This window comes from Xylanibacter sp., assembly GCF_057607445.1.
Genome location: NZ_DBLZAX010000005.1, coordinates 196586 through 217645 on the forward strand (window position 1 = coordinate 196586; position 21060 = coordinate 217645).

11 protein-coding genes and 1 pseudogene are annotated in these 21060 nt (G+C 48.7%); 4 read left to right on the plus strand and 8 right to left on the minus strand.

Annotated elements, in window-relative coordinates:
• Window positions 1-10: 10 nt before the first annotated feature.
• The 3 genes and pseudogenes from ACZMIG_RS06015 to ACZMIG_RS06025 form a co-directional block, all read right to left on the minus strand.
• Window positions 11-1303 (minus strand): alpha/beta hydrolase family protein, encoded by a 1293-nt coding sequence (locus tag ACZMIG_RS06015; protein ID WP_487889255.1) that lies wholly within the window; start codon window positions 1301-1303, stop codon window positions 11-13.
• Window positions 1300-4551 carry an MGH1-like glycoside hydrolase domain-containing protein gene (locus ACZMIG_RS06020; protein ID WP_482694210.1) on the minus strand — a complete coding sequence of 1084 codons (3252 nt, stop codon included), beginning with the start codon at window positions 4549-4551 and terminating at the stop codon, window positions 1300-1302. Before ACZMIG_RS06020 ends, ACZMIG_RS06015 begins: the two co-directional genes overlap by 4 nt.
• Window positions 4525-5412: pseudogene (locus ACZMIG_RS06025) on the minus strand (glycoside hydrolase family 43 protein); the annotation flags it as partial. The gene ACZMIG_RS06020 and the pseudogene ACZMIG_RS06025, both read right to left, overlap by 27 nt.
• A gap of 488 nt (window positions 5413-5900) precedes the next feature.
• Between ACZMIG_RS06025 and ACZMIG_RS06030 the strand changes: the two are divergent.
• Together ACZMIG_RS06030 and asnA are read left to right on the plus strand one after the other, a co-directional pair.
• On the plus strand, window positions 5901-8111 hold the full coding sequence (locus ACZMIG_RS06030) for a glycerophosphodiester phosphodiesterase family protein (protein WP_487889256.1): 2211 nt from the start codon (window positions 5901-5903) through the stop codon (window positions 8109-8111).
• Between the two features lie 803 nt (window positions 8112-8914).
• Window positions 8915-9952: an aspartate--ammonia ligase gene (gene asnA, locus ACZMIG_RS06035; protein WP_487889257.1), complete on the plus strand. Its 1038-nt coding sequence runs from the start codon at window positions 8915-8917 to the stop codon at window positions 9950-9952.
• 850 nt (window positions 9953-10802) lie between these two features.
• Here asnA and ACZMIG_RS06040 read toward each other — a convergent pair.
• The gene (locus ACZMIG_RS06040) at window positions 10803-12635 is read right to left on the minus strand and encodes a DNA polymerase III subunit gamma/tau (RefSeq protein ID WP_487889258.1); all 1833 of its coding nucleotides are present in this window, start codon (window positions 12633-12635) and stop codon (window positions 10803-10805) included.
• Window positions 12636-14373: 1738 nt separating this feature from the next.
• On the opposite strand from ACZMIG_RS06040, the gene ACZMIG_RS06045 reads away from it, so the two are divergent.
• Window positions 14374-14997 (plus strand): UpxY family transcription antiterminator, encoded by a 624-nt coding sequence (locus tag ACZMIG_RS06045; RefSeq protein ID WP_053399322.1) that lies wholly within the window; start codon window positions 14374-14376, stop codon window positions 14995-14997.
• A 684-nt stretch (window positions 14998-15681) separates the two neighbouring features.
• Here ACZMIG_RS06045 and ACZMIG_RS06050 read toward each other — a convergent pair.
• The 3 genes from ACZMIG_RS06050 to ACZMIG_RS06060 all read right to left on the minus strand — a co-directional run bounded on the left by ACZMIG_RS06050 (window position 15682) and on the right by ACZMIG_RS06060 (window position 16915).
• Window positions 15682-16080: an N-acetylmuramoyl-L-alanine amidase gene (locus ACZMIG_RS06050; RefSeq protein WP_021853814.1), complete on the minus strand. Its 399-nt coding sequence runs from the start codon at window positions 16078-16080 to the stop codon at window positions 15682-15684.
• Between the two features lie 13 nt (window positions 16081-16093).
• Entirely contained in the window at window positions 16094-16195 is a 102-nt protein-coding gene (locus ACZMIG_RS06055) for a smalltalk protein (RefSeq protein ID WP_021853815.1), read from the minus strand.
• A 291-nt stretch (window positions 16196-16486) separates the two neighbouring features.
• Window positions 16487-16915: an HU family DNA-binding protein gene (locus tag ACZMIG_RS06060; RefSeq protein WP_302698970.1), complete on the minus strand. Its 429-nt coding sequence runs from the start codon at window positions 16913-16915 to the stop codon at window positions 16487-16489.
• 703 nt (window positions 16916-17618) lie between these two features.
• On the opposite strand from ACZMIG_RS06060, the gene ACZMIG_RS06065 reads away from it, so the two are divergent.
• On the plus strand, window positions 17619-17837 hold the full coding sequence (locus tag ACZMIG_RS06065) for a DUF4248 domain-containing protein (protein WP_021853817.1): 219 nt from the start codon (window positions 17619-17621) through the stop codon (window positions 17835-17837).
• A 984-nt stretch (window positions 17838-18821) separates the two neighbouring features.
• Here ACZMIG_RS06065 and ACZMIG_RS06070 read toward each other — a convergent pair.
• On the minus strand, window positions 18822-20957 hold the full coding sequence (locus tag ACZMIG_RS06070; protein WP_487889259.1) for a VapE domain-containing protein: 2136 nt from the start codon (window positions 20955-20957) through the stop codon (window positions 18822-18824).
• Between the last annotated feature and the right edge of the window lie 103 nt (window positions 20958-21060).

Here is a 21060-nt window from a genome sequence, read left to right on the forward strand (position 1 = left end):
TTTTTTTCATTTATTTCTTAGGTGTAAATCTTAGTGCGTTCTCGTCTTCAATCGTAACCTTGCTCTCGTCGAGCTTTGATGCGTCGAGGTTGAAGGTGTCAATAAAGAATTTGTAAACAGCGTTGCGCTTGTTGTCGCCAAAGTCGTGGCGCTCTTTCGGCAGGTGGATGTTGCTCACCTTGTCGGTAGCACCATAAAATCCGTATATGCGCTGCAGGTAAGGATATTCCAGTTCGGGCGTTGTCGATGTCCAGTCGCCGCCGTCGCTCACCAGCATCATCGGCTTCGGGGCAAACATTGCAGCCAGTTCGGCGTTGCATGTGCCTCCTCCTGCCAGCTGTATCGGCATTCCGCTCTCACACGGACATCCGCCGTCGAACCACGACGAAACGCTCACCACAGGGTTGGCAGCCGTAAATCTGTCGTCGAGCACCGTCAGCAGCACGGTCTGAGTGCCGCCGCCCGAGCCTCCGTTTACGCCTATGCGCTTGGTGTCTACGTCCTTGCGCTGTATCATCCAGTCGAGTATCCTTATACCGTTTAATGCCTGCATCACGTGAGCCTCAGGTGTCTGGTGTGCCTTGCTGCCAACTTCGTCGGCTGATTCGCCCCATCCCCACAGGTCATAGTCTACACATATCGCGCCCATGCGTGCCAGCGTGCCCAGTCTCAGCTGCTGCACCTTGCCGTAGCGTCCGTTGCTGAAGTGTCCGTTGGGGCATATTATCAGCGGATGCTTTCCCTTGCTCGTCGGTGCATAGATAGAGCCGCACACAGTGTGGCCGTTCGTTGTCTTCAGTCTGAAGTTCTGCACGGTATATCCGTCAAACTTTCTTATCTTCGAGTATTCGGGTTTCTCCTTTGAGCAGAGCGGCAGCAGCTTGTCTATGCCGAGGCGCTCTCTCACTTCCTTGCGCAGCGTGTCGCGTCGTGCTTCCCATTCTGTTTTATTGCTGTAAAGCGATGTCAGCCAGCTTATCATCTTCTGTCCGTCCTCAGGCTGTCTGCGCGGATATTCGTAAGGCTTTATCTTATACAGCTTGTCGTTCTGCTTAACAGCCTTGAAGTCGAAGGGCGACAATATGTTGTTGAGAGTCTCTTCGAGAGAGTAGGGACGCACGCGGAAGTCGGCATACGCCAGTTTCAGTCCTGTTGTGTCAACGTTGTATTTCAGTCTTATTCCGAATCTCGCCGACACGTCGTTGAGCACATCGCTCAGCGGTCTTGTAAATTTGTTTTCAAAAGTTTGAGCTCCGGCACTCATGCTCAGTAGCATAAGTGCCGGAATTATAACACGTTTCATTTCTTGTTTATTTTATAAGTCAGTTTACCCAGACCGTCCCTCTTGGCGGCCAGTTTGCCGTTAACGAAGAGCATGAGGCCCTTGCCCTGGTGATAGCGCTGTCCGTCCTTGTCGTAGACGATGGCTATGTTGTTGCCGCGATAGCTTATGTTGTCCAGGCAGAAGTAGTTCCATGTGCCTTCCGGTATGAGCGGATTGACAACTATGCTGCCGTCGGCCTGCGGTCTTAGTCCTGCTATACCGGTTATCACGAGGTCGGCAAATGTAGAGTGGTTGTAGTATCTGCTGCGCTCGCGGTCGCCCATCAGCCATGCTCCGTTCTTCTCGTCGAGATATTCGCCGATATACGGGCGTCCTCTGTGGTGCTGGCTCTCAACATACAGTTTCATCTGTTTGAAGAATGTAGAGTCGCCAACAACAGGCTCGGGATATGTGTTTATGTAGTTTGCCATGGCTGTAAGCGTCTGGCTTGTTGCGAAAGGCCATACGGCGCCGTCCCATTCGCAGCGTCCCACTCCGTGCGAGCGGAATTCAGGATGTCTTCTCTCTGCCGTTGTAAGTCCGTAGGGAGCTGAGAATCCTTCCTCGTCCTCCACCTGTTTCCATGCCTCGTCATATTTCTTTGCGTCAGGCAGGTTGAAATACCATGGAATAAATCCTATAGCCTCGCGCACGGCAGCCAGAGTGTCGCCTCTCATAGTTTCGAAGAACGACTGCTTCTCGCTCCAGAGGTTTGTCTGTATCAGGCTCTTTATCGTGTCGGCCTCCATTGTGTATTCCTTCGCCTTCTTTGTGTCGCCTGCCAGCTTGTTCAGTTCTGCCAGAGCCATGGCGTTGCCGTACATGTAGCTGTTTATTGTCGGACGTGCATACTGCTTGCGTCTTCCGCCGCTGATGCTCTCTTCCATTCCGTCCTGCACGTCGCCCTGCCAGTAGAGTCCGCTCTTCAGTCGGTTGGTGCTCTTCCAGCGTGCGTATTCCTCTTCGAGCGACGGCTTCAGTGCCATTACGAATGATGTGTCGCCAAGCACCTTGTAAGCCTCATATATGGCAGCAGGGTTCCATGAACTGAACTTGTTCATCTTCTGCATTGCCTTGCCGTTGTTGCCGCGATACCATGTGTTCAGTATCTGGTGCAGATATGTCGAGTCGCGCAGCCAGCGTGTCTCCATCACGTGATGTCCTATTGCGCAGGCAATGAGGTTGTATTTGTCGGCATAAGAGCGCTGAACGAGGAATTCGGTCATACCCAGTCCTACAGGAGTGCGCTTGATGTGCTTGCGCAGCGACCACCAGCGGAAGTAGTAGATCTCTTCCATGTCCTTGTCGGGACATTCAAACAGAGGTATGTTCTTGCTCATCCATTCAGACGACTTGCTGTTGGGTATGTCCGTAACGATGTTCTCGTCCTCCATGTTGTTGAAGTATTCGGCATAGTGTGCAAAGTCGTCATATTTCAGCACTGTTGATGCTGAATCGGCGTCTGCCGATGCAGTCTTCACGTTTGCAATAGAGAATGATGCCAACTTGTCCTGCTCGTCGGCACGTGGCATGTCAACATACTGGTCGGCAGGAGTCTCAATGCTCGGCTCAGTGAACAGGTCGCCTGTGCGGAATACTATTCGTGTTATGGCGTCAACGGGTGTGTCGAACATACGTGCCGTTGCTTTCTTGCCGTTCACAAAGTATGTTCCCACGTGTCCGTCTACCGACAGCTTGGCCGTGATATGATATGTCTGTCCGGCGTCATAGTGCTTCAGCATGCCGCCATAGCGCGCTCCGCCCTTTACCTTCATTGTTGCGGCAGAGTCGAGCACGATGCGGGCGCACATGTTGCCCTTGTCGTCAAGGAACTCTATGTTGAGCTGTCCGTGGTCGTTCTGTGCGGGCTTAACGTCGAAGTCTACAGTAAGTTCCTTCGTAGCCGGTATCAGTTTCTCCACCTTGGCGTAGTCATACGGATCCTTGTCGCTCAGTGTCAGCCATTCGCCGTTGAGCGTTACGGGCGCCCACAGCGGCGAGTAGATGTTCCAGTCTTTCATGTCCTGCAGTTTGGCATATTTGCTGAAGCTGCCTCCTGCATGTTCCGTAGCCTTTATCTTTACAGGCACGGGTATGCACGACACCCACATGTCTTCCTTGTTGTTGCTGTAAGTAACCCACAGGTTCTTGTCCGGCGGTGTTCCGTTGCCTTCCAGTATGCCTCGTGTATACTGCGGTCCGTAGCTCTTGTAGTTGCCCCAGTGGCGTTCAGGCGTAACCTCGCCGTTCACCAGGTTGAGCGTTGTGTATTCCAGTCCGTCGTTGCTCAGCGATATAGCCAGCGGCCAGCGATACTCAGCCGGGTTGTACACAGTGGCATAAGTGCCGTCAGAAAGGCGCTGTCCCCATATCTTCGCGTTAGAGTTCACAAAGCCGTGAGCTCTCTTTGCCGGTTCTCTCCATGTGTTTCCGCCGTCGCTGCTTATGCTTGTCAGCGCGTGCTTCCACAGTCCCACCTTGCGTCCGTCGGGCAGAGTGTATCCGCTGAACGCCTTGTAGGGAGTCTTCAGCGGCAGTATGTCGTCGTTTCTGTCTGCCTCTTCAACCCACTGCATTCTGTACATCGGGTTAGCCAGAATCTCGTCGCAGGCCTTAACAAACTCCTTGTCCTTTGCTTTCTTGTAGTAAGGATAGTCGGTGTTCTTTTCGTTAAATCCGTGGTTATAATATATAAAGTATATAGGACCGAATGTGCCGTCGGCCTTTATCTCTCTTACCACGCGGCCTATTCCGTTGCCGTCGTTGGGGTCGTCTTTCGGAGTGAGGGCTACGCCGTAGTTGCCCATTGCAATTAGGCGGTTGCTCTTAGACACATAGAAGCCCACGCGCTGGTGCATGATGGCCTTCAGGTCTTTTGCCACAACGCCCGGCCATGTCGGCTTGGTGTATCCGTCGGGCACGTTGTATTCAGGGAACAGCTCAACGGGCTTAGTCCATTTGTATCCGTCTACAGAAGTCTGCAGCATGGTCTTTCCGGGCGGCTCATGCTCGCTTCTCGGGTCGGTCAGGTAGTGCATGTAGAACTTGCCTTTCCAGTATGCCATCATGGGCTGATGGTTATAGAGCCATCCCTGTTCTCCTCTCATAGTCTGAATGCTGTGTACGCCAACCACGGGCGACAGTCCGCCGTCATGGCGTGCAGGCGTTGCCACGGTTGTTCCGGTGTAGTGCACGGCATCGCGGTTCTCCTTTATCAGGTTCTTCACAATCTCCTCGTCGGCCATGAACACCGTTCCGTGCTTGTGTCCTACAGGGAACTTTACGGCACCTGTCTGGTCCTGGAAGTTCTTGAAGTCCTTTGTCCTTGCCGCGCCGTATATGCCGTGGCGGTAAGAGTCGTAGTAGATGTAATACCATCCGTTGACCATTGCCGTTGACGGACCTTCGCAGAAGCTCTCTGTGAACGGCTCCGACGCCTTGCTCCATGGGCCGTAGGGCGACTTGGCAAAAGCCACCTTGATGTTGCGCTGGTCTCTCGAGTTGTCTTTCAGCACCATCACGTAGTCGTCCTTGCCTCTCTTTACGAGAGTGGCGTCAATGCTGCTGAAGTCAGGGTCGATAAGCACCTTGGCCTTGCTGAACTTCTTGAAGTCCTTTGTTGTAACGTAGTACAGACGGTGATTGTTGTAGTGGTCTTCCTTATAGTCGGGAAACTTGCCCGGTATGCATGATGCCCATATAATCATGTACTGCTTCTTCACGTCGTCGTAGAACAGTTCCGGTGCCCATACGTTCACCGTTGTAGGGTCTGTCATGACGTTTATCAGTCTTGGCTTGCTCCAGTGGATAAGATCTTTTGATGATGCATAACCAAAACCCTTGTCGCCCTTCCAGCTCGATGTCCATACCAGATGGAACGTGCCGTCGGGTCCTTTCACTATCGAAGGGTCGCGCATCACCTTCTGTTCTCCTACCGCCGGGCGCAGGAATGTGCCCTGTATGGTGTCCCATCTCAGTCCGTCATAGCTGTAGATAAAGCGCAGGCCTTCGTTGGCCGGCTCATGGAATGATGTGGAAACGTAAATGTCTTTCGCGTAAGAAAGATTTGGTGCCGTCGTTGTCAACATAACGATGGCAGACAAAAAAAGTTTTCTCATTTCAGTTTTTCTTGTTTATGTTATGACGCTCAGATTTTAGGTTTGTAATCATATTAATTAATGTAACTTTAAATTTTTTATTGTAACAATGCGTGCTTTTCTTCTCCTCCGTAGCCTGTTTTCATCTTCTCCGCTCCTTATTGTGCCGTGCCGTCAGTGCCCCTATGTGCCTGGCAGACTTAAAAATCGGTCATTCTGACGGCTTTTTCACGGCAGAAATGTTTTTGTTATACTTTTTTAAAGCAATTGAACCTTTTATGCATCATCAATGTAAACATATTTTGGTAATTTTGTACAAAAATTTACAAGCCGCCGGATTTGCGCCGCCAGCAGTCGCAGTTTTGCAGTATGGCGTGTGCGTGTTTTGCCTATGCAGCGGCACGTCGCAGGGCGTTGTCTGCCGATGACGGGTGCGGCATAACAGAGAGCGAACGTATAAAAACAAAAACATAAAGCCTATGAAGTTGAGAATATGTTTATTCCTTATGGCCACCATGATGCTTCTGAGCAATGGTCAGGCCAGTGTGAACGTGTTTACCGTAAAGGGCCGCGTTACCGACAAGGCGGGCAGGGGCATCAGCGGAGTGGTGGTCAACAACGGCATGGCCTTCACCCGTACCGACGCCAATGGCTACTGGACGCTGCGCACCGACACGTTTGTCAGCAAGTTTATAAGCATCTCCACGCCGGCCGCCTACAAGCTGCCTTCTAAGAACGGCATAGCCTCCGGCTTCTACGTGCCCGTCAGGACGGCCGTAAGCTCTAAGAGCTGCAACTTTGTGCTCGAAAAGCGCACCAAGCCTGCCGACAGGTTCAGCTACATAGCCATATCCGACCCTCAGATGCTCGATGCTGCCGACATGAAGAGATGGAACACCGAACTGGTGCCCGACATGCGTGCCGTGGTCGACTCGCTGAGCAAGACGCGCGAGGTGGTGGGCATCACCGTGGGCGACATCGTGTTCGACAACCTGCCGCTGCTGCGCAGCTATGCCGCGTCGTTCAAGAACATGAAGATAACCATGTTTCAGTGTATCGGCAACCACGACTTCGACAAGCGCTACAAGGGACTCAACAACTCGCGCCTTGGTGCCGGAGTCTACGGCGAGATGGCCTATGCGGCTATGTTCGGACCTGCCGACTATTCGTTCAACATAGGCAAGGCTCACGTCGTTACGCTGAAGAACATCAACTATAAGGGCAACAAGGCGTATGTTGAGACGCTCACGGAGAATCAGCTGCGCTGGCTCGCCAACGACCTGAAGTTTGTGCCCAAGGGCTCGCTCGTCATCCTCAACATGCACGCTGCCGCATGGAACAAGGACGACCCTGCCCAGAACATGCGCGGGGCTGCCTCGCTGCAGAAGTTGCTCGAGGGCTACAAGGTGCATGTGTTCTGCGGCCATACACATTACTTTCAGAACGTGGTGGTCAACAGCAACCTCTATCAGCACAACATAGGAGCTGCCAGCGGAGCATGGTGGAACGGATGGCTAAACCGTTGCGGAGCGCCTAACGGATATATGGTGGTAGATGTCAACGGCAACACTGTCGAGTGGCAGTATAAGGCCACGGGCTTCCCCTTCTCGCGCCAGATGACGCTCTACGACAAGGGCGACTTCGGCACGCAGCCCGGATATGTCGTTGCCAACATCTGGGACTACGACCCTGCATGCAAGGTTGAATGGTATCAGGACGGCAAACTGATGGGCACCATGCAGCGCTTCACTGGCGTCGACTTTGAGTTTGGCTCGCGCACGCTTGCTGCCGGACGCCCCGCCAACACGTCGCACCTGTTCAGATGCAAGCCCGTGGGCAACTATAAGGAGATAAAGGTGGTTATGACCAACCGCTTCGGTCGCACCGTCTCTGACGTCATCAGACCTCGCGTTTCTGTCATAGCTCACCGCGGAGGTGCCGGACTTTATCCCGAGAACACCATCGAGGCAATGCTCAATGCCGTGAAGCTCGGCGTAACCGACCTTGAGATGGACCTGCATGTAACCAAGGACGGGGTAGTGGTGGTTTCGCACGATCCCTATGTCAAAGGCTACGGACAGAAGTATCCCATCTATTCGCTCACATGGAAACAGCTTTCGGCAAAGGTCATCGGCAACGTAAAAGACCCTGCCTTACCCGACAGCAAGCGCCTTTACACCCATGTGCCTATGGTGACGGCGCTCATAGATTCTGTTGAAACTTACTGCCATCAGCACCGCCTTGCGCCTGTAAGATACACCATAGAAATCAAGTCTGACGCCGCTCTCGACGGCAAACTCACGCCCGAATACAAGACCTTTGCCGACCAGTGTGTAAAGGCTCTCAGCACCCGCAACCTCGGTTCGCGCCTGCTTGTGCAGAGCTTCGACGTGCGCACGCTGAAGTATCTTCATGCCAAGTATCCGCAGATGCGCCTGCTCTACCTGATAGACAATACGTCGGGCGGCTATGATGCTGCCATGACCAAGCTCGGCTTCGTGCCTTATGCCGTCGGTCCCGACTATCCCATGGTCAACGCAGCCTTCGTAGCAAAGGCAAAGTCTGCCGGAATGCGCGTCATTCCTTACACCGTAGACACCAAGGCCGATGCGCAGAAGATGGTTAAGGCGGGCGTGAATGCCATCATAACCAACTATCCCGACAGGATGTTCGGATGGATAGGCAAGTAGACAGCGGCTCTGCCGTCATGTGGCTTGCACCAAGGTTTAATGCTATGAACATATATTTTTTTTGCATAATATAAGCAAAGCGTTGCTGAATTTTCTTCTTGTGATGACAGGGCCGGGCTTTCAGCCCCCGGCCCTTTTTCGTGTCTTTGCGCCTGGTTCGTGCCTTGTGTATGCGGGTCAGGCTGTCGGGGGCTGTTTTCTGATGATTTGTGTGATGTTAAAATGTAAGTAAATGGCGCGTTGTTCTTTCATAATGACATGTTGCGTATGCGCGCTTTTGTTGCCGTATTAGTCTTCTGGTAAGTCTGCTTTGTGCCTTTTGCTGCCTGTTTTCATGCGTTTTGAGTGCCGGTTTATGGCCGTCGGTCTGCAAAAGGCATGCTTTTGCCGTTTTATTACTATACATTTCGCTTTGCGTTATGCCGTCTTTCGCCTTCTGATTTGCGGTCTTTCGGCTTCCCGTTTGTGCCTTTTTGCACGGCGTCGTCATTCCTCTTGTTGCACATCCAGGCGTTATATATCTATATCTTTCTGATGTACTGCATTTTATTTTTGCACACAATTTTGCGCAAAAAATGGCACTGTTTCACCTAAATCTTATTCTGTCGCCGTTTAATGTCATTTTGCTAAATCAATATGTAAGATAAATTACGGTTATGCTTTCTTTGTGTCTTTTCTGTAGTCTTTGTGTTGCTTTGTTTGTGTATTTATTGAAGTAATGACAATAAATTATCCATTATTATTGCATATTGGTAATAAATTATTATCTTTGCTGCCGTATTTTATGATTAATGAGAGAGAATATGAGCAAATTGATAAGGCCTGTAGACTATATGCCGCTGCTGAACGTTAGGCAGACGGAGCAGGGCATAAAAATGATAAAAGACTTTTTTCAGCAGAATCTTTCAACGGAGCTTCGCCTCCGCCGTGTAACAGCACCGCTGTTTGTGCTTAAAGGTCTTGGCATAAACGACGACCTCAACGGCACGGAACGCCCCGTGACGTTTCCCATTAAGGATCTTGGCGACGCTCAGGCAGAGGTGGTCCACTCGCTTGCCAAGTGGAAGCGGCTCACCCTGGCAGAGTATGCTGTTGAGCCGGGCTATGGCATCTACACCGACATGAACGCCATCAGGGCCGACGAGGAGCTTGACAATCTTCATTCGCTCTATGTCGATCAGTGGGACTGGGAGATGGTTATGACGCGCGCCGAACGCAATCTCGATTTCCTTAAAAGCGTTGTCCGCCGCATCTATGCCGCCATCCTCCGCACCGAGTATCTTGTGTGCGAGCATTATTCGGCCCTTAAGCCGTTTCTGCCTTCCGACATCCATTTCATCCACAGCGAAGACCTGCTGCAGATGTATCCCGACAAGAGCGTGAAAGAACGTGAAGACCTGATATGCAAGAAGTATGGCGCCGTGTTCATCATTGGCATCGGCGGCAACCTGTCTGACGGCAAGCCGCACGACGGTCGTGCTCCCGACTATGACGACTGGACCACGCCCAACAGCGACGGCCGCAACGGTCTCAACGGCGACATCCTTATCTGGTATCCCACGCTCGCCCGTGCCGTCGAGCTGTCGTCAATGGGCATACGTGTTGACAAAGAAGCACTGCTGCACCAGTTGAAGCTCACTGGTCAGGAACATCGTTCGAGTCTGTATTTCCACAAAAAGCTCCTTGCCGGTGAACTTCCGTTGAGCATCGGCGGCGGAATAGGGCAGAGCCGCCTGTGCATGGTGCTGCTCCACAAAGCCCATTTAGGCGAGATACAGGCCAGCATATGGCCCGAAGAGATGAGAAAAGAGTGTGAAGAATTGGGAATGACGATAATATAATTTTAAGTGAAGAACGAAGAGCAGGCGCAAAGCGCAAGCAGGCTTGAGCAATTAAAAATTAAGAATTAAAAGTGAAAATATGAATGCCGAGCTAGCATAAGACTACATGATAACGCAAAATAGGAAGTAATCGGATCACAGATCCTGATATTCCATTCCGGCGGAGCGCAGATCCGCCGGCACATTAGCAACGTAGTGCGTCTTACGGAAGTGAAGAGCATATTTAAGTGAAGAGTGAAGAACGAAGAGTGAAAAATCCAAATGTCCTGTGGCTATTGTCAATGCATTGCAATTGATAATAACCAACAATGCTAATGTGCCGGCTGATTTGCAATCTGCCGGAATTAAATATAAGGATCTGTGATCCGCTTAAAATACCGATTATTTATGTGAAGCAGGTACAAAAGCGCAATCAGGCCTGAGCATTTAAAAAAATAAAAGTGAAAATATGAATGCCAAGATAGCATAAGACTACATGATAACGTAAAATAGGAAGTAATCGGATCACAAATTAGCTACGCTGACCTTCGGTTCTTATACTTTATTCCGGCGGAGCACAGATCCGCCGGCACATTAGCAAACGTAGTGAGTCTTACGGAAGTGAAGAGCATATTTAAATGAAGAGTGAAGAACTAAGAGTGAAAAATCCATGTGCTAAAGTAGTGCTTGCGAAAAGGACCAACAAAGCAATTGGATTTTTCGTTTTTCGCTTTTCATTTTTCACTTAAACACGCACTGCGTTTGCATATGACTTTAACTCCTAGCCAACTCCGTTGGCGATAATTACTATAACTCCTTTAACTCCTAATCCAACTCCTTTAACTCCTGACAAGAACGTAATTATGAAATTCTAGCTTACTTCCAGTCCGAGTATTTCGCTTAGTCGTTCGAAGGCCTTGTTTGTATTTTTCAGTTCGTCAAAGCGTTCGCGGTTTGTCGGTATGCGCTTTATCTCTTCAGGCTTTGCCAGTCTTAGCGTCAGTGTTATGTCGCTGTTTCTGAGGGCCTTTATCAGCGTGTTGCGTATTCTGCCCTTAATCTTGTTTATCTCTTCCAGCAGAATCTCGTTGTCAACCACCACCTCGATGTTCGGAAACTCCTTTATTGTCGGCATCATGTTCTTCATGCGTGCCGCTATTCCCGTCATCTGCTGCGGCATACGGTTGCACATGCCTACCCATTGCGTCAGCATCTCGTCCTCGGTGAATGTGTTGTGCTCACCGTTGTCCACCACCTCTACGTCCTGCTCCGCCACCATCTGCGGCTCTTCGCCTTGACGTCTCAGGTTGGCAAACGTCTTGCCGATGCTGCCCAGTTTTAGTTTTCGCAGATTCGTCGTTATAGCCGGCTGTGCTGCCTTTGCTCCGTCGCCGTTGCTCATGCTGTTGTCGGTGCTGCTGCCTTCGCTTGCAGACACGACGCTCTCTGCCGCCTTCTCGGCATTGTGCTTGGCAATGGCCGTATGGCGGTTAACGCTGGGCTCGGCCGCGGCCACCTGCATAGCCGCCTTTGGCCTTTCGCCCATAAGTCTTTTAAACAGGGATTTCAGTCTCTTAGGGCAACGCCCCGAGGCTGCCCCTTCGTCGTCAGGCTGAGTTATCTGCGCTATCTCTATCAGTGTCAGCTCCACCAGCAGTCTCTTGTTGCTGCTCTGGCGGTAGTTTATGTCGCAGTCGTTGATAATACGCAGCGCCTTATACAGAAACGCCGAACTGCATTTGGCAGCCTGCGCCTTGTATTTCTCCGTCTGCGATGCACTCGCCTGCAGCAGCGGCAGCGTCTGTTCGTCCTTTGCCATCATCACGTTGCGCACGTGCACCGCCAGTCCGTTTATCAGGTGTCCGCCGTCGAAGCCCTTGTTTATTATGTTGTTTAGCAGCACCATCACGTCTGCCGCCTTGTTCTCCAGGCACAGGTCGATGATGTTAAAGTAGTTATCGGCGTCGAGCACGTTCAGGTCCTCAATCACCTTTTTATATGTGATGTTGCCCTGACAGAAACTTGCCGCCTGGTCGAACACCGACAGCGCGTCTCTCATTCCGCCGTCGGCCTTCTCCGCTATCACGTTCAGCGCCTCTTCCTCATAAGTTATGCCTTCCTTGTCGGCCACCATCTTCAGGTGGTTGATGATGTTGGGCACCGTCATGCGCTCAAAGTCATAAATCTGACAGCGTGATATGATGGTAGGCAGAATCTTGTGCTTCTCTGTTGTCGCCAGGATGAATATCACGTGTGCAGGCGGTTCCTCAAGAGTCTTCAGAAAGGCGTTGAATGCCGCTGTCGACAGCATGTGCACCTCGTCGATGATAAACACCTTATACTTACCCACCTGCGGCGGTATTCTTGTCTGTTCCATCAGAACCTTGATGTTTTCCACCGAGTTGTTGCTGGCAGCGTCGAGCTCAAAGATGTTATACGAGCGCTGTTCGTTGAACGCCTTGCAGCTTTCGCATTCGTTGCAGGCCTCACCTTCAGCAGTAGGGTTCTGGCAGTTGATGGCCTTGGCAAAGATACGTGCGCATGTTGTTTTGCCCACGCCTCTTGGTCCGCAGAACAGGTAGGCATGAGCCAGCTTTCCGCTCTTCACCGCGTTTTTCAGCGTTGTTGTAAGAGCCGCCTGTCCCACAACCGAGTCGAAGGTCATAGGTCTGTATTTGCGCGCAGAAACAATATATTCTTTCATAATACAAAAAAATCAAAGCGAAGATAACGTCCTCATTGCGTGTGCGTAATCTTCAAGCCATGCTTGAATGTTATGCAGAGATGCAGTATATCTTATGCAAAGATACTTCAAATCGTACGAAAAACAAAATCTTATCAAATGTTTTGATTTATGTCTGACGTTTTTGTGGTTCTTGTTAGAAATTAAATAAGCACAACGTTTGGTGTTATTTCTGCGGATCTGCGCTCCATGAGCTTTGATGGTTATCATCGGTAGTTAGAGTAGTTAAAGAAGTTATCGCCAACGGAGTTGGCTAGGAGTTAAAGTCATATGCAAACGTAGTACGTGTTTAAGTGAAGAATGAAAAGTGAAGAGTGAAAAATCCAAATGCATTGTCGTCTTTTTTCGCAAGCACTACGTTTGCTAATGTGCCGGCGGATCTGTGCTCCGCCGGAATGAAATATCAGGATCTGCGATCCGATTACTTCCTATTTTGCGTTATCATGTTGTTTTAAACTCGCTTAGACATTTAGATTTTTAACTTTTAACTTTTAATTTTTAATTTTCGCCAGAACTGTCCGATTACTTCCTATTTTGCGTTATCATGTTGTTTTAAACTCGCTTAGACATTTAGATTTTTCACTTTTAGTTACGCTTTTGCATTTGCTCTTCACTTAAACAAGCGGTATTTTAAGCGGATTAAATAAATCCTTATATTCAATTCCGGCGGAGCGCAGATCCGCCGGCACAATAGCCTTGTCGTTTATTATCAATTCTGTTACAAAGAAAAGAATCAACAAGGCATATGACTTTAACTCGTAAGATGCACTACGTTTGCTATTGTGCCGGCTGATTTGCAATCTGCCGGAATAAAGTATAAGGATCTGTGATCCGATTACTTCCTATTTTGTATTGTCATGTTGTATTAAACCTGCTTAGACATTTAGATTTTTAACTTTTAATTTTTAATTTTCGCCAGAACTGTCCGATTACTTCCAATTCTGTCATTATCATGTTGTCTTATGCTAGCTTAGCATTCTTATTTTCACTTTTAATTTTTTTCGTGCCTTACTTACTTTCGTAAAAACAGCGGTATTTTAAGCGGATCAGGAGATCCTTATATTCAATTCCGGCGGAGCGCAGATCCGCCGGCACATTAGCTTTGTCGTTTATTATCAATTCTATTACAAAGAAAAGAATCAACAAGGCATATGACTTTAACTCCTAGCCAACTTCGTTGGCGATAACTCCTTTAACTTCTTTAACTCCCAATGACAATACCCAACAAGGCATTTGGATTCTTCACTCTTAATTCTTCACTCTTCACTTAAATATGCTCCTAGCCAACTCCGTTGGCGATAACTCCTCTAACTACTTTAACTACTAATTACAATACCCAGCAAGGCATTTGGATTCTTCACTCTTCACTTAGAAAATGCTCCTTTAACTCCCAATTACAATACCATTATTGTCTGTGGCTCTCAGCACCTTTGTTTTCTCACGATGCAAATGAACCATTATGCACCAAGGCGGTTGGTTGCTGGATGCTTGTGCCTGTAAATTCTTTTATGTCAGATACTTACGTGCATGCGTTGCTGTCTGTTTTTTCGTTTTGTTTGTTCCGCCTACAGTACGGCTTCAAAAAAAATGCTGCTTTTGTTTACTTATTTATATAAAAAATATTACTTTTGCACCGGTGTTTCACATATTATATAATAACGTGGGGCATCATAAAAGAGCAAACATAAACCGGACTTTCATGGACGGAAATGTAAATTCGAACGACAATCTTGCGACGGCTAATAATGACGCTGGCGACGCCGTAGGCGTATCTCAACCTTTCAGATGGTACGTCGCGATAGTCAGCAATAACACCGAAAAAGTGTGTGCCGAAAAGATAGCTGCATTGGGCTACGACACATACGTTCCTACACAAAAAGAGCTGCGCCGCTGGAAGAACGGGCGCCGTAAAATCATCGACCGTATTGTTATTCCTGCTGCCGTCTTTGTGCGCTGCACCGAGGCCGACCGCCGCCATCATGTTGTCAACCTTCCTTTCGTAAAGCGCTTTATGGTCAATCGCGCCGCTGCCACCAATCAATACGGCTGGCATCCCGTAGCCATCGTGCCCGACCGTGAAATAGAGAAGCTCCGCTTTATCCTCTACAACTCCGATGCCGCCATCACTATCGAGCCCCTGCCGCTGCGTCTTGGCGACAAGGTGCGTGTCGTGCGCGGCAAACTCCTTGGACTAGAAGGCAACATCGTAAGATGCGAAAGCCACGACTCAGCCGATGCCGCCAACCTCGACATCGTAGTGCAGCTCGACATCCTCGGCTGTGCCCGCATGAACATATCGCCAACGGATCTGGAGAAAATATGAAAATAATTTATAATTCATAATTCACAATTGGGTTAGCTAATTAATGTGCCGGCGGATCTGCGCTCCGCCGGAATTGAATATAAGGATCTCCTGATCCGCTCAAACTACCGCTGTTTTACGAAAGTAAGTAAGGAAAAGCAGATGCAAAAGCGCAATCAGGCCTTGCGCAATTAAAAATTAAGGAAGTTAGTCTTGCAGTTGACGTGAAGCAATAAAGGCACATGGCTTTAACTAATGTTCCGGCGGAAGTAATCGGCTCTCAGATCCTGATACTAAATTCCGGCAGATTTTTCGCTGTGCTCAACAACTCGTGCAAATCAGCCGGCACATTAGCAAACGTAGTGCATCTTACGAAAGTGAAGAGTGAAGAACGAAGAGAAAATTAAAAGTTAAAAATTAAAATGTCTAAGCGAGTTTAAAACAGCATGATAATGCAAAATAGGAAGAAATCGGATCTCAGATCCTGATATTCCATTCCGGCGGAGCGCAGATCCGCCGGAACATAAGCAACGTAGTGCTTGCGAAGAAAGACAACAAAGCATTTGGATTTTTCACTCTTAACTTTTCATTCTTCACTTAAACACGTACTACGTTTGCATATGACTTTAACTCCTAGCCAACTCCGTTGGCGATAACTACTTTAACTCCTGACATAGACATTACGGAATCCTCGTTCCAACCCAATTATGGCTCCACTTTAAAGCACGGGCATGCTTTGCGTGGGTTTAGGTCATGATGCCCTACGATAAGGGCTTTAGGAAACAGACGGTGCATTCTCTCTACTAAAGATTTCAAGGCTTTGCGCTGGGCTTCAGTCCTGGTGTCGGCCGGCTTGCCGTTGGCGTCAAGTCCGCCTTCGTAGCAGATGCCGATAGAGTGGGAGTTATGGCCTTCGCAGTGCGCCCCGACCTTTTCTATGGGCCGTCCGTCGTGCACGGTGCCGTCGCGCGTGATATAGAAGTGGTATCCGATATCCCTGAAGTGTCTGTGCATTATATGGTCGCGCCGGCACTCCTCAAAGCTCAGGCTCCTCCCTTCGGGAGTCGCCGAGCAGTGAATGATGATAAGAGTAATTGTTCTCATCGGTCATGTAAGTTTACATACAACTCTGTAAGCCGAAAGCTGCAGCTACGGCCGACAGCACACTGATTACAGTCTGAATAATAATCTTAAAGATAGTTTTCTTCTGGTCGTTCATATTTATTATAAATTTAATATTAAGTTAAAGAAAAAGAGCCCCTCCAAACCTCCCCCGTGGGGAGGCTTCAAAGTGGCTTCTTTTCGTCACTCTGCGTAGGGCTGTTTTCAATCCGCTTAAACTATCGCAGTATTACGAAAGTGAAAACTTAAGAATGAAAATCCATATGTCTTGTGGGTTCAATTCAACCATGAGTTAAAGTTAGAGTCAACGGCAAACATAATGCTTGCGAAAAGGACCTACAATACAATTGGATAGACTAACGTCAAACTCTGTTTTTTCACTTTTCACTTAAATTCCTCCTCCTTCGCCGGTGTCGCTTACCGAGTATTTCGTGAGCTGTTTCACCACGGCGTCCTGTTTCAGGGTAGAGGTCGAGAGGTTACCGGTGGCACGTGCGCGGAGTTTCAGACCGCTGACATATTCGGCCACGTTGAAGGCGGCAACAGAGGCGGCACCCTTGCTCCTTATACCAACGGAGAATATAGCCAGGTCGTCCAGCTTAACGTTCTTGCCGTCGAGCAGCAGTTCCTTGATACATGCAATCATGTCTTTCAGCACACCGTGTATAACTCCGGGCGAGTAGGGAGTGTTGTGAGTAGACATGTGCTTGGCAAGCATCTCCGTGTCGTAAGTCTCGTCGCACACGGCGCGGGCGTACCATAGGTTATACCCCGTGTTGCCTTCCATCTTGTTCTGGTACAATTTGTAACGAATCATAGTTTTTTAAGTTTTAAAGATTAATAATACGATTATAATTCACAATTCATAATTAATTTACCCGTTCTTGTCAGGAGTTAAAGTAGTTATAGGAGTTATCGCCAGCGGAGCAGGCTAGTAGTTAAAGTCAAATGCATTGTTGATTCTTCTTGCAACTACTACGTTTGCTAATGTGCCGGCGGATCTGTGCTCCGCCGGAAAGGAGTATCAGAATTTATTAATCCGCTTACTTCCTATTTCACAAATTAGCTGCGCCGAACTCCGTTTCTTGTCAGGAGTTAGAGTAGTTATCGCTCACTAAGGTGAGCTAGTAGTTAGAATCAAATGCATTATTGATTCTTCTCGCAATCACTACGTTGGCTATTGTGCTGGCGGATCTATGCTCCGCCGGAAAGGAGTATCAGGATTTTCAATCCGCTTACTTCCTGTTTCACCATTTAGCTTATGCTGAACTTCTTTTAGCTTACGCTGAACTACGTTTCATAATTATCAATTTACTGAACTTTCTTTTGCAAAGATACAAAGCAGCAAAAGTCAGAAATGAGATAATGTGTAAAATGATGAGTTACAGTGACTTAAAGTTACATAAACCTTTGCTTATCTTGCAAATTTTTCGTATCTTAGCTACATAATAACAGTCCCCGTTGCCGTAGGCATCTCACGCCTTTCTACGGAGCGACGGAGTCTTTAAGTCAAAGCAGATATGGAATGTTTCAAGATACGCACATACGGCCGCATGGAACTTGCCCAGGCTTACTGCCCCGACATGAATCCCCGTGCCGCCTATCATAAGCTCTCGTTATGGATAGACCGCTATCCTAACCTTCGTGAACAACTCGCAGCCATAGGCGCATCGCCAAAGTCGCGCACCTATACGCCCGCACAGGTAAAACTGATCGTAGAGGCATTAGGGGAACCGTAGTGCGCAAGCAGGCTTGCGCAATTAAAAATTAAGAATTAAAAATTCAATTGCTTTGTTGGATATTGTAATTAGTAGTTAAAGTAGTTAGAGGAGTTATCGCCAACGGAGTTGGCTAGTAGTTAAAGTCATATGCCTTGTTGATTCTTTTCTTTGTAATAGAATTGATAATAAACGACAAGGCTATTGTGCCGGCGGATCTGCGCTCCGCCGGAATTAAATATAAGGATTTTCAATCCGCTTAAAATACCGCTGTTTTACGAAAGTAAGGAACGGAGGCTATTGCCAATGCATTGCAATTGAAAATAACCAACAAGGCTAATGTGCCGGCTGATTTGCAATCGGCCGGAATTGAATATAAGGATCTGTGATCCGCTTAAAATACCGCTGTTTTTACGAAAGTAAGGAACGAAAAGTAGGCGCTGAGCTCAATCAGGCTTGAGCAATTAAAAATTAAAAGTGAAAATGTCTGGCGTAAAAGACTGATAGCTACAATGCATTTGGAGGATCTCCTGATCCGCTTAAAATACCGCTGTTTTACGAAAATAAGGAACGAAAAGTAGGCGCAAAAGCGCAACTAAAAGTGAAAAATCAAAATGTCTAAGCAGGTTTAATACAACATGATAAAGACAAAATAGGAAGTAATCGGAGTTTAAAACAACATGATAATGACAAAATAGGAAGTAATCGGATCACAGATCCTTATATTTAATTCCGGCAGATTGCAAATCAGCCGGCACATTAGCAAACGTAGTGCGTCTTACGAAAGTGAAGAGTGAAGAACGAAGAGTGAAAAATCCAATTGCTTTGTTGGTCTGTTTCACACGTACTACGTTTGCATATGACTTTAACTCCTAGCCAACTCCGTTGGCGATAACTCCTATAACTACTCTAACTACTGAGAAGAAACTCATGGAGCACAGATCCGCTGGCACAATACAATTGGCGAAACAAAAGCCTCCCCACGGGGGAGGTTTGGTGGGGCTTTTAATTCGCCCTTTCCCTCTCTACCACCATATACATCCGTCCGCGACTGGTTGTTTTCTGTTTAAAGCCAAGTTTTTTCATGGCTACGCCCACTTTGATGGTCGAGAGGGCACGTTTGATGAAGATGTTGATATGCTCAATGATATTCGTGGCGTTCACCAGCTTATACGGCTCGTTCTCCAGCGGCAGCCTGTAGTAGGTCACTATCAGTTCCTCTTCAACGTTAGGCACCTCGAACGACTTTATGTGGCGCGCCATGGTGTTAATCTCCGACCCGTTAAACCAGTAAGCCATGCCGCTGCGCCATAGTGCCAGCGCCTGACTGTATATGCCCTGGTAGTCATACCTCACGGTGCGCGGGTCGTCTATATAGTCAGCCTCAAAGGGCAGCCAGCGGCGGTTGCCCGTCTGATCCGTCAGAAACTGCATGTTGTTGCCCGTGCCGCAGAACGAGGCTATGTGCGCCCTGTTCTCCTTATACCTGCTGTAAGCCGCCCTCTCGTTTATCGTCTTCGTCGTTACGAGAGCCTTCAGCTGGTTCAGTTCCGGCGTGCGCATCGAGTCGATCTCTTCAAGACAAATGATAGCATATTCCGCCAGCGACAGCCTGTCGTCCTTCGTCATCGTGTCGCTGTTGGTCTTAGTATAAAAATACGGGCGCAGCTCCTCCGGCAGCAGATAGTTGAAAAACGTGGTCTTGTATATGCCCTGACGGCCTATCAGCACCATTATCACGTTGTTCACCACCTCCTTGTCGAGCAGCGACGCCACCATGGCCACGAGCCATTTTCTGAAACACATGTCAAACAGGCCCTGCGGGTCTTCGGTGTCATCCCATAAGTCGCCCTTCCTGACGTGCACCATAGCCGTCAGCGTGCCTATATGGTCAGTGGTGCCGTCCCATTCGGGCAGATTGTCAAAATACTCTTTAAACGGGTTCCATTCAGCCACAAATTCAGACCCCAGCACACTGTGCACATCGCAGCTCTTGGCTTTTATGCCGCTTTTGCACATCCTTGACCACAGCGTGTTCTCGTCGCGGTCAGTAAGCTCTCTGAAGCGTCCGGCTCTGTCGCCGTTGTCGTTGAAGTTAGTCTCTATCTTTCTCGTGATGATGTTAAATCTGAATTTTGCCTGACTGTCAAGAAAACTCTCAATATCGTCCACCGACGCATAGTCTGCCTTCGGCCTGCCGCTTTTAGCGTCAGCCTTGCGCCTGCGCTTGCCGTCGGTCTGGTCATGGCGTTTTAAGGCATTGATAGACAGCGAGCCAAACTCGTCAGTGTGTGAGTAGCACGATCTGAATATACTTCTCACGTCCTTTTCGTCATAGTCGCTGAAGTTGCTTACCGCCCATTGTGTAGCCTCGTTCTCGTCTATGCCGAGCATGTTGAGATAATATCCTGTGCGCGACACATATCTGTTGTATGAGCCTTTAATATACCTTACTCCGTCGGCATCGAGTCTTTGCTCTATGGCATATATGGCGTTGCCCAACACGGGGCGCCGTCCCTGGGCCTTTCTGTTTTCCTTTTTCGTGCCGTCCTTGCTGCGGCTTATCACAAAAGGCACACAGTCAGGCTTCATGACTGCTTTTTCGTCATGACATAACACCGACAGCCGCCCAAGGTTCTTACACTGTCCGTCGGCTTCGCATCCCAGCAGACGCGCAAAATATGCATTACCTTCGGCAAAGGCCCTGTCATACATCTCTGCCATGCCTCTGGCGTCGCCGTTGGCCGGCCATGCTTCACCGTTTGAAGGCTCATAGCGAAACAGCACTCTTACACCATTGCCCGATATAGTCCTGTAAGTCATCATCGTGTGAATGTCGTCTGCGACAGCAGCCATGGCTTTCTCGACATCGTCCACATGGTCAAAGTCGCACATACCCACGCCTGTCAGGCTTACAAAGTTTTCTGGCTTTCTGCCGCCGTTGCACACCACGGCAGGCGTAAATGCCGGCATGCGCTTTTTCAGCTTTTGTGCGTCATCGTCCAGTTTGCAGCTTAAGTAATATCTGTATTTTGCAGTATCTCCGGCAAGAGTGTTTCCGGTAATGATGTTAAATATCTCCTGCCACTCAATGCTCCGGCAGTCTTGGCTGTACATGTTTTTGAAGATAGTAGATTGCATATTATTCTTTTAGATTTAGTTTTTTTGCCACGCAGACTGTCTGCGATGGCCACAAATATATAACAACATTTTGTAGCATTAACAAAATTGTCCCCACGGGGAC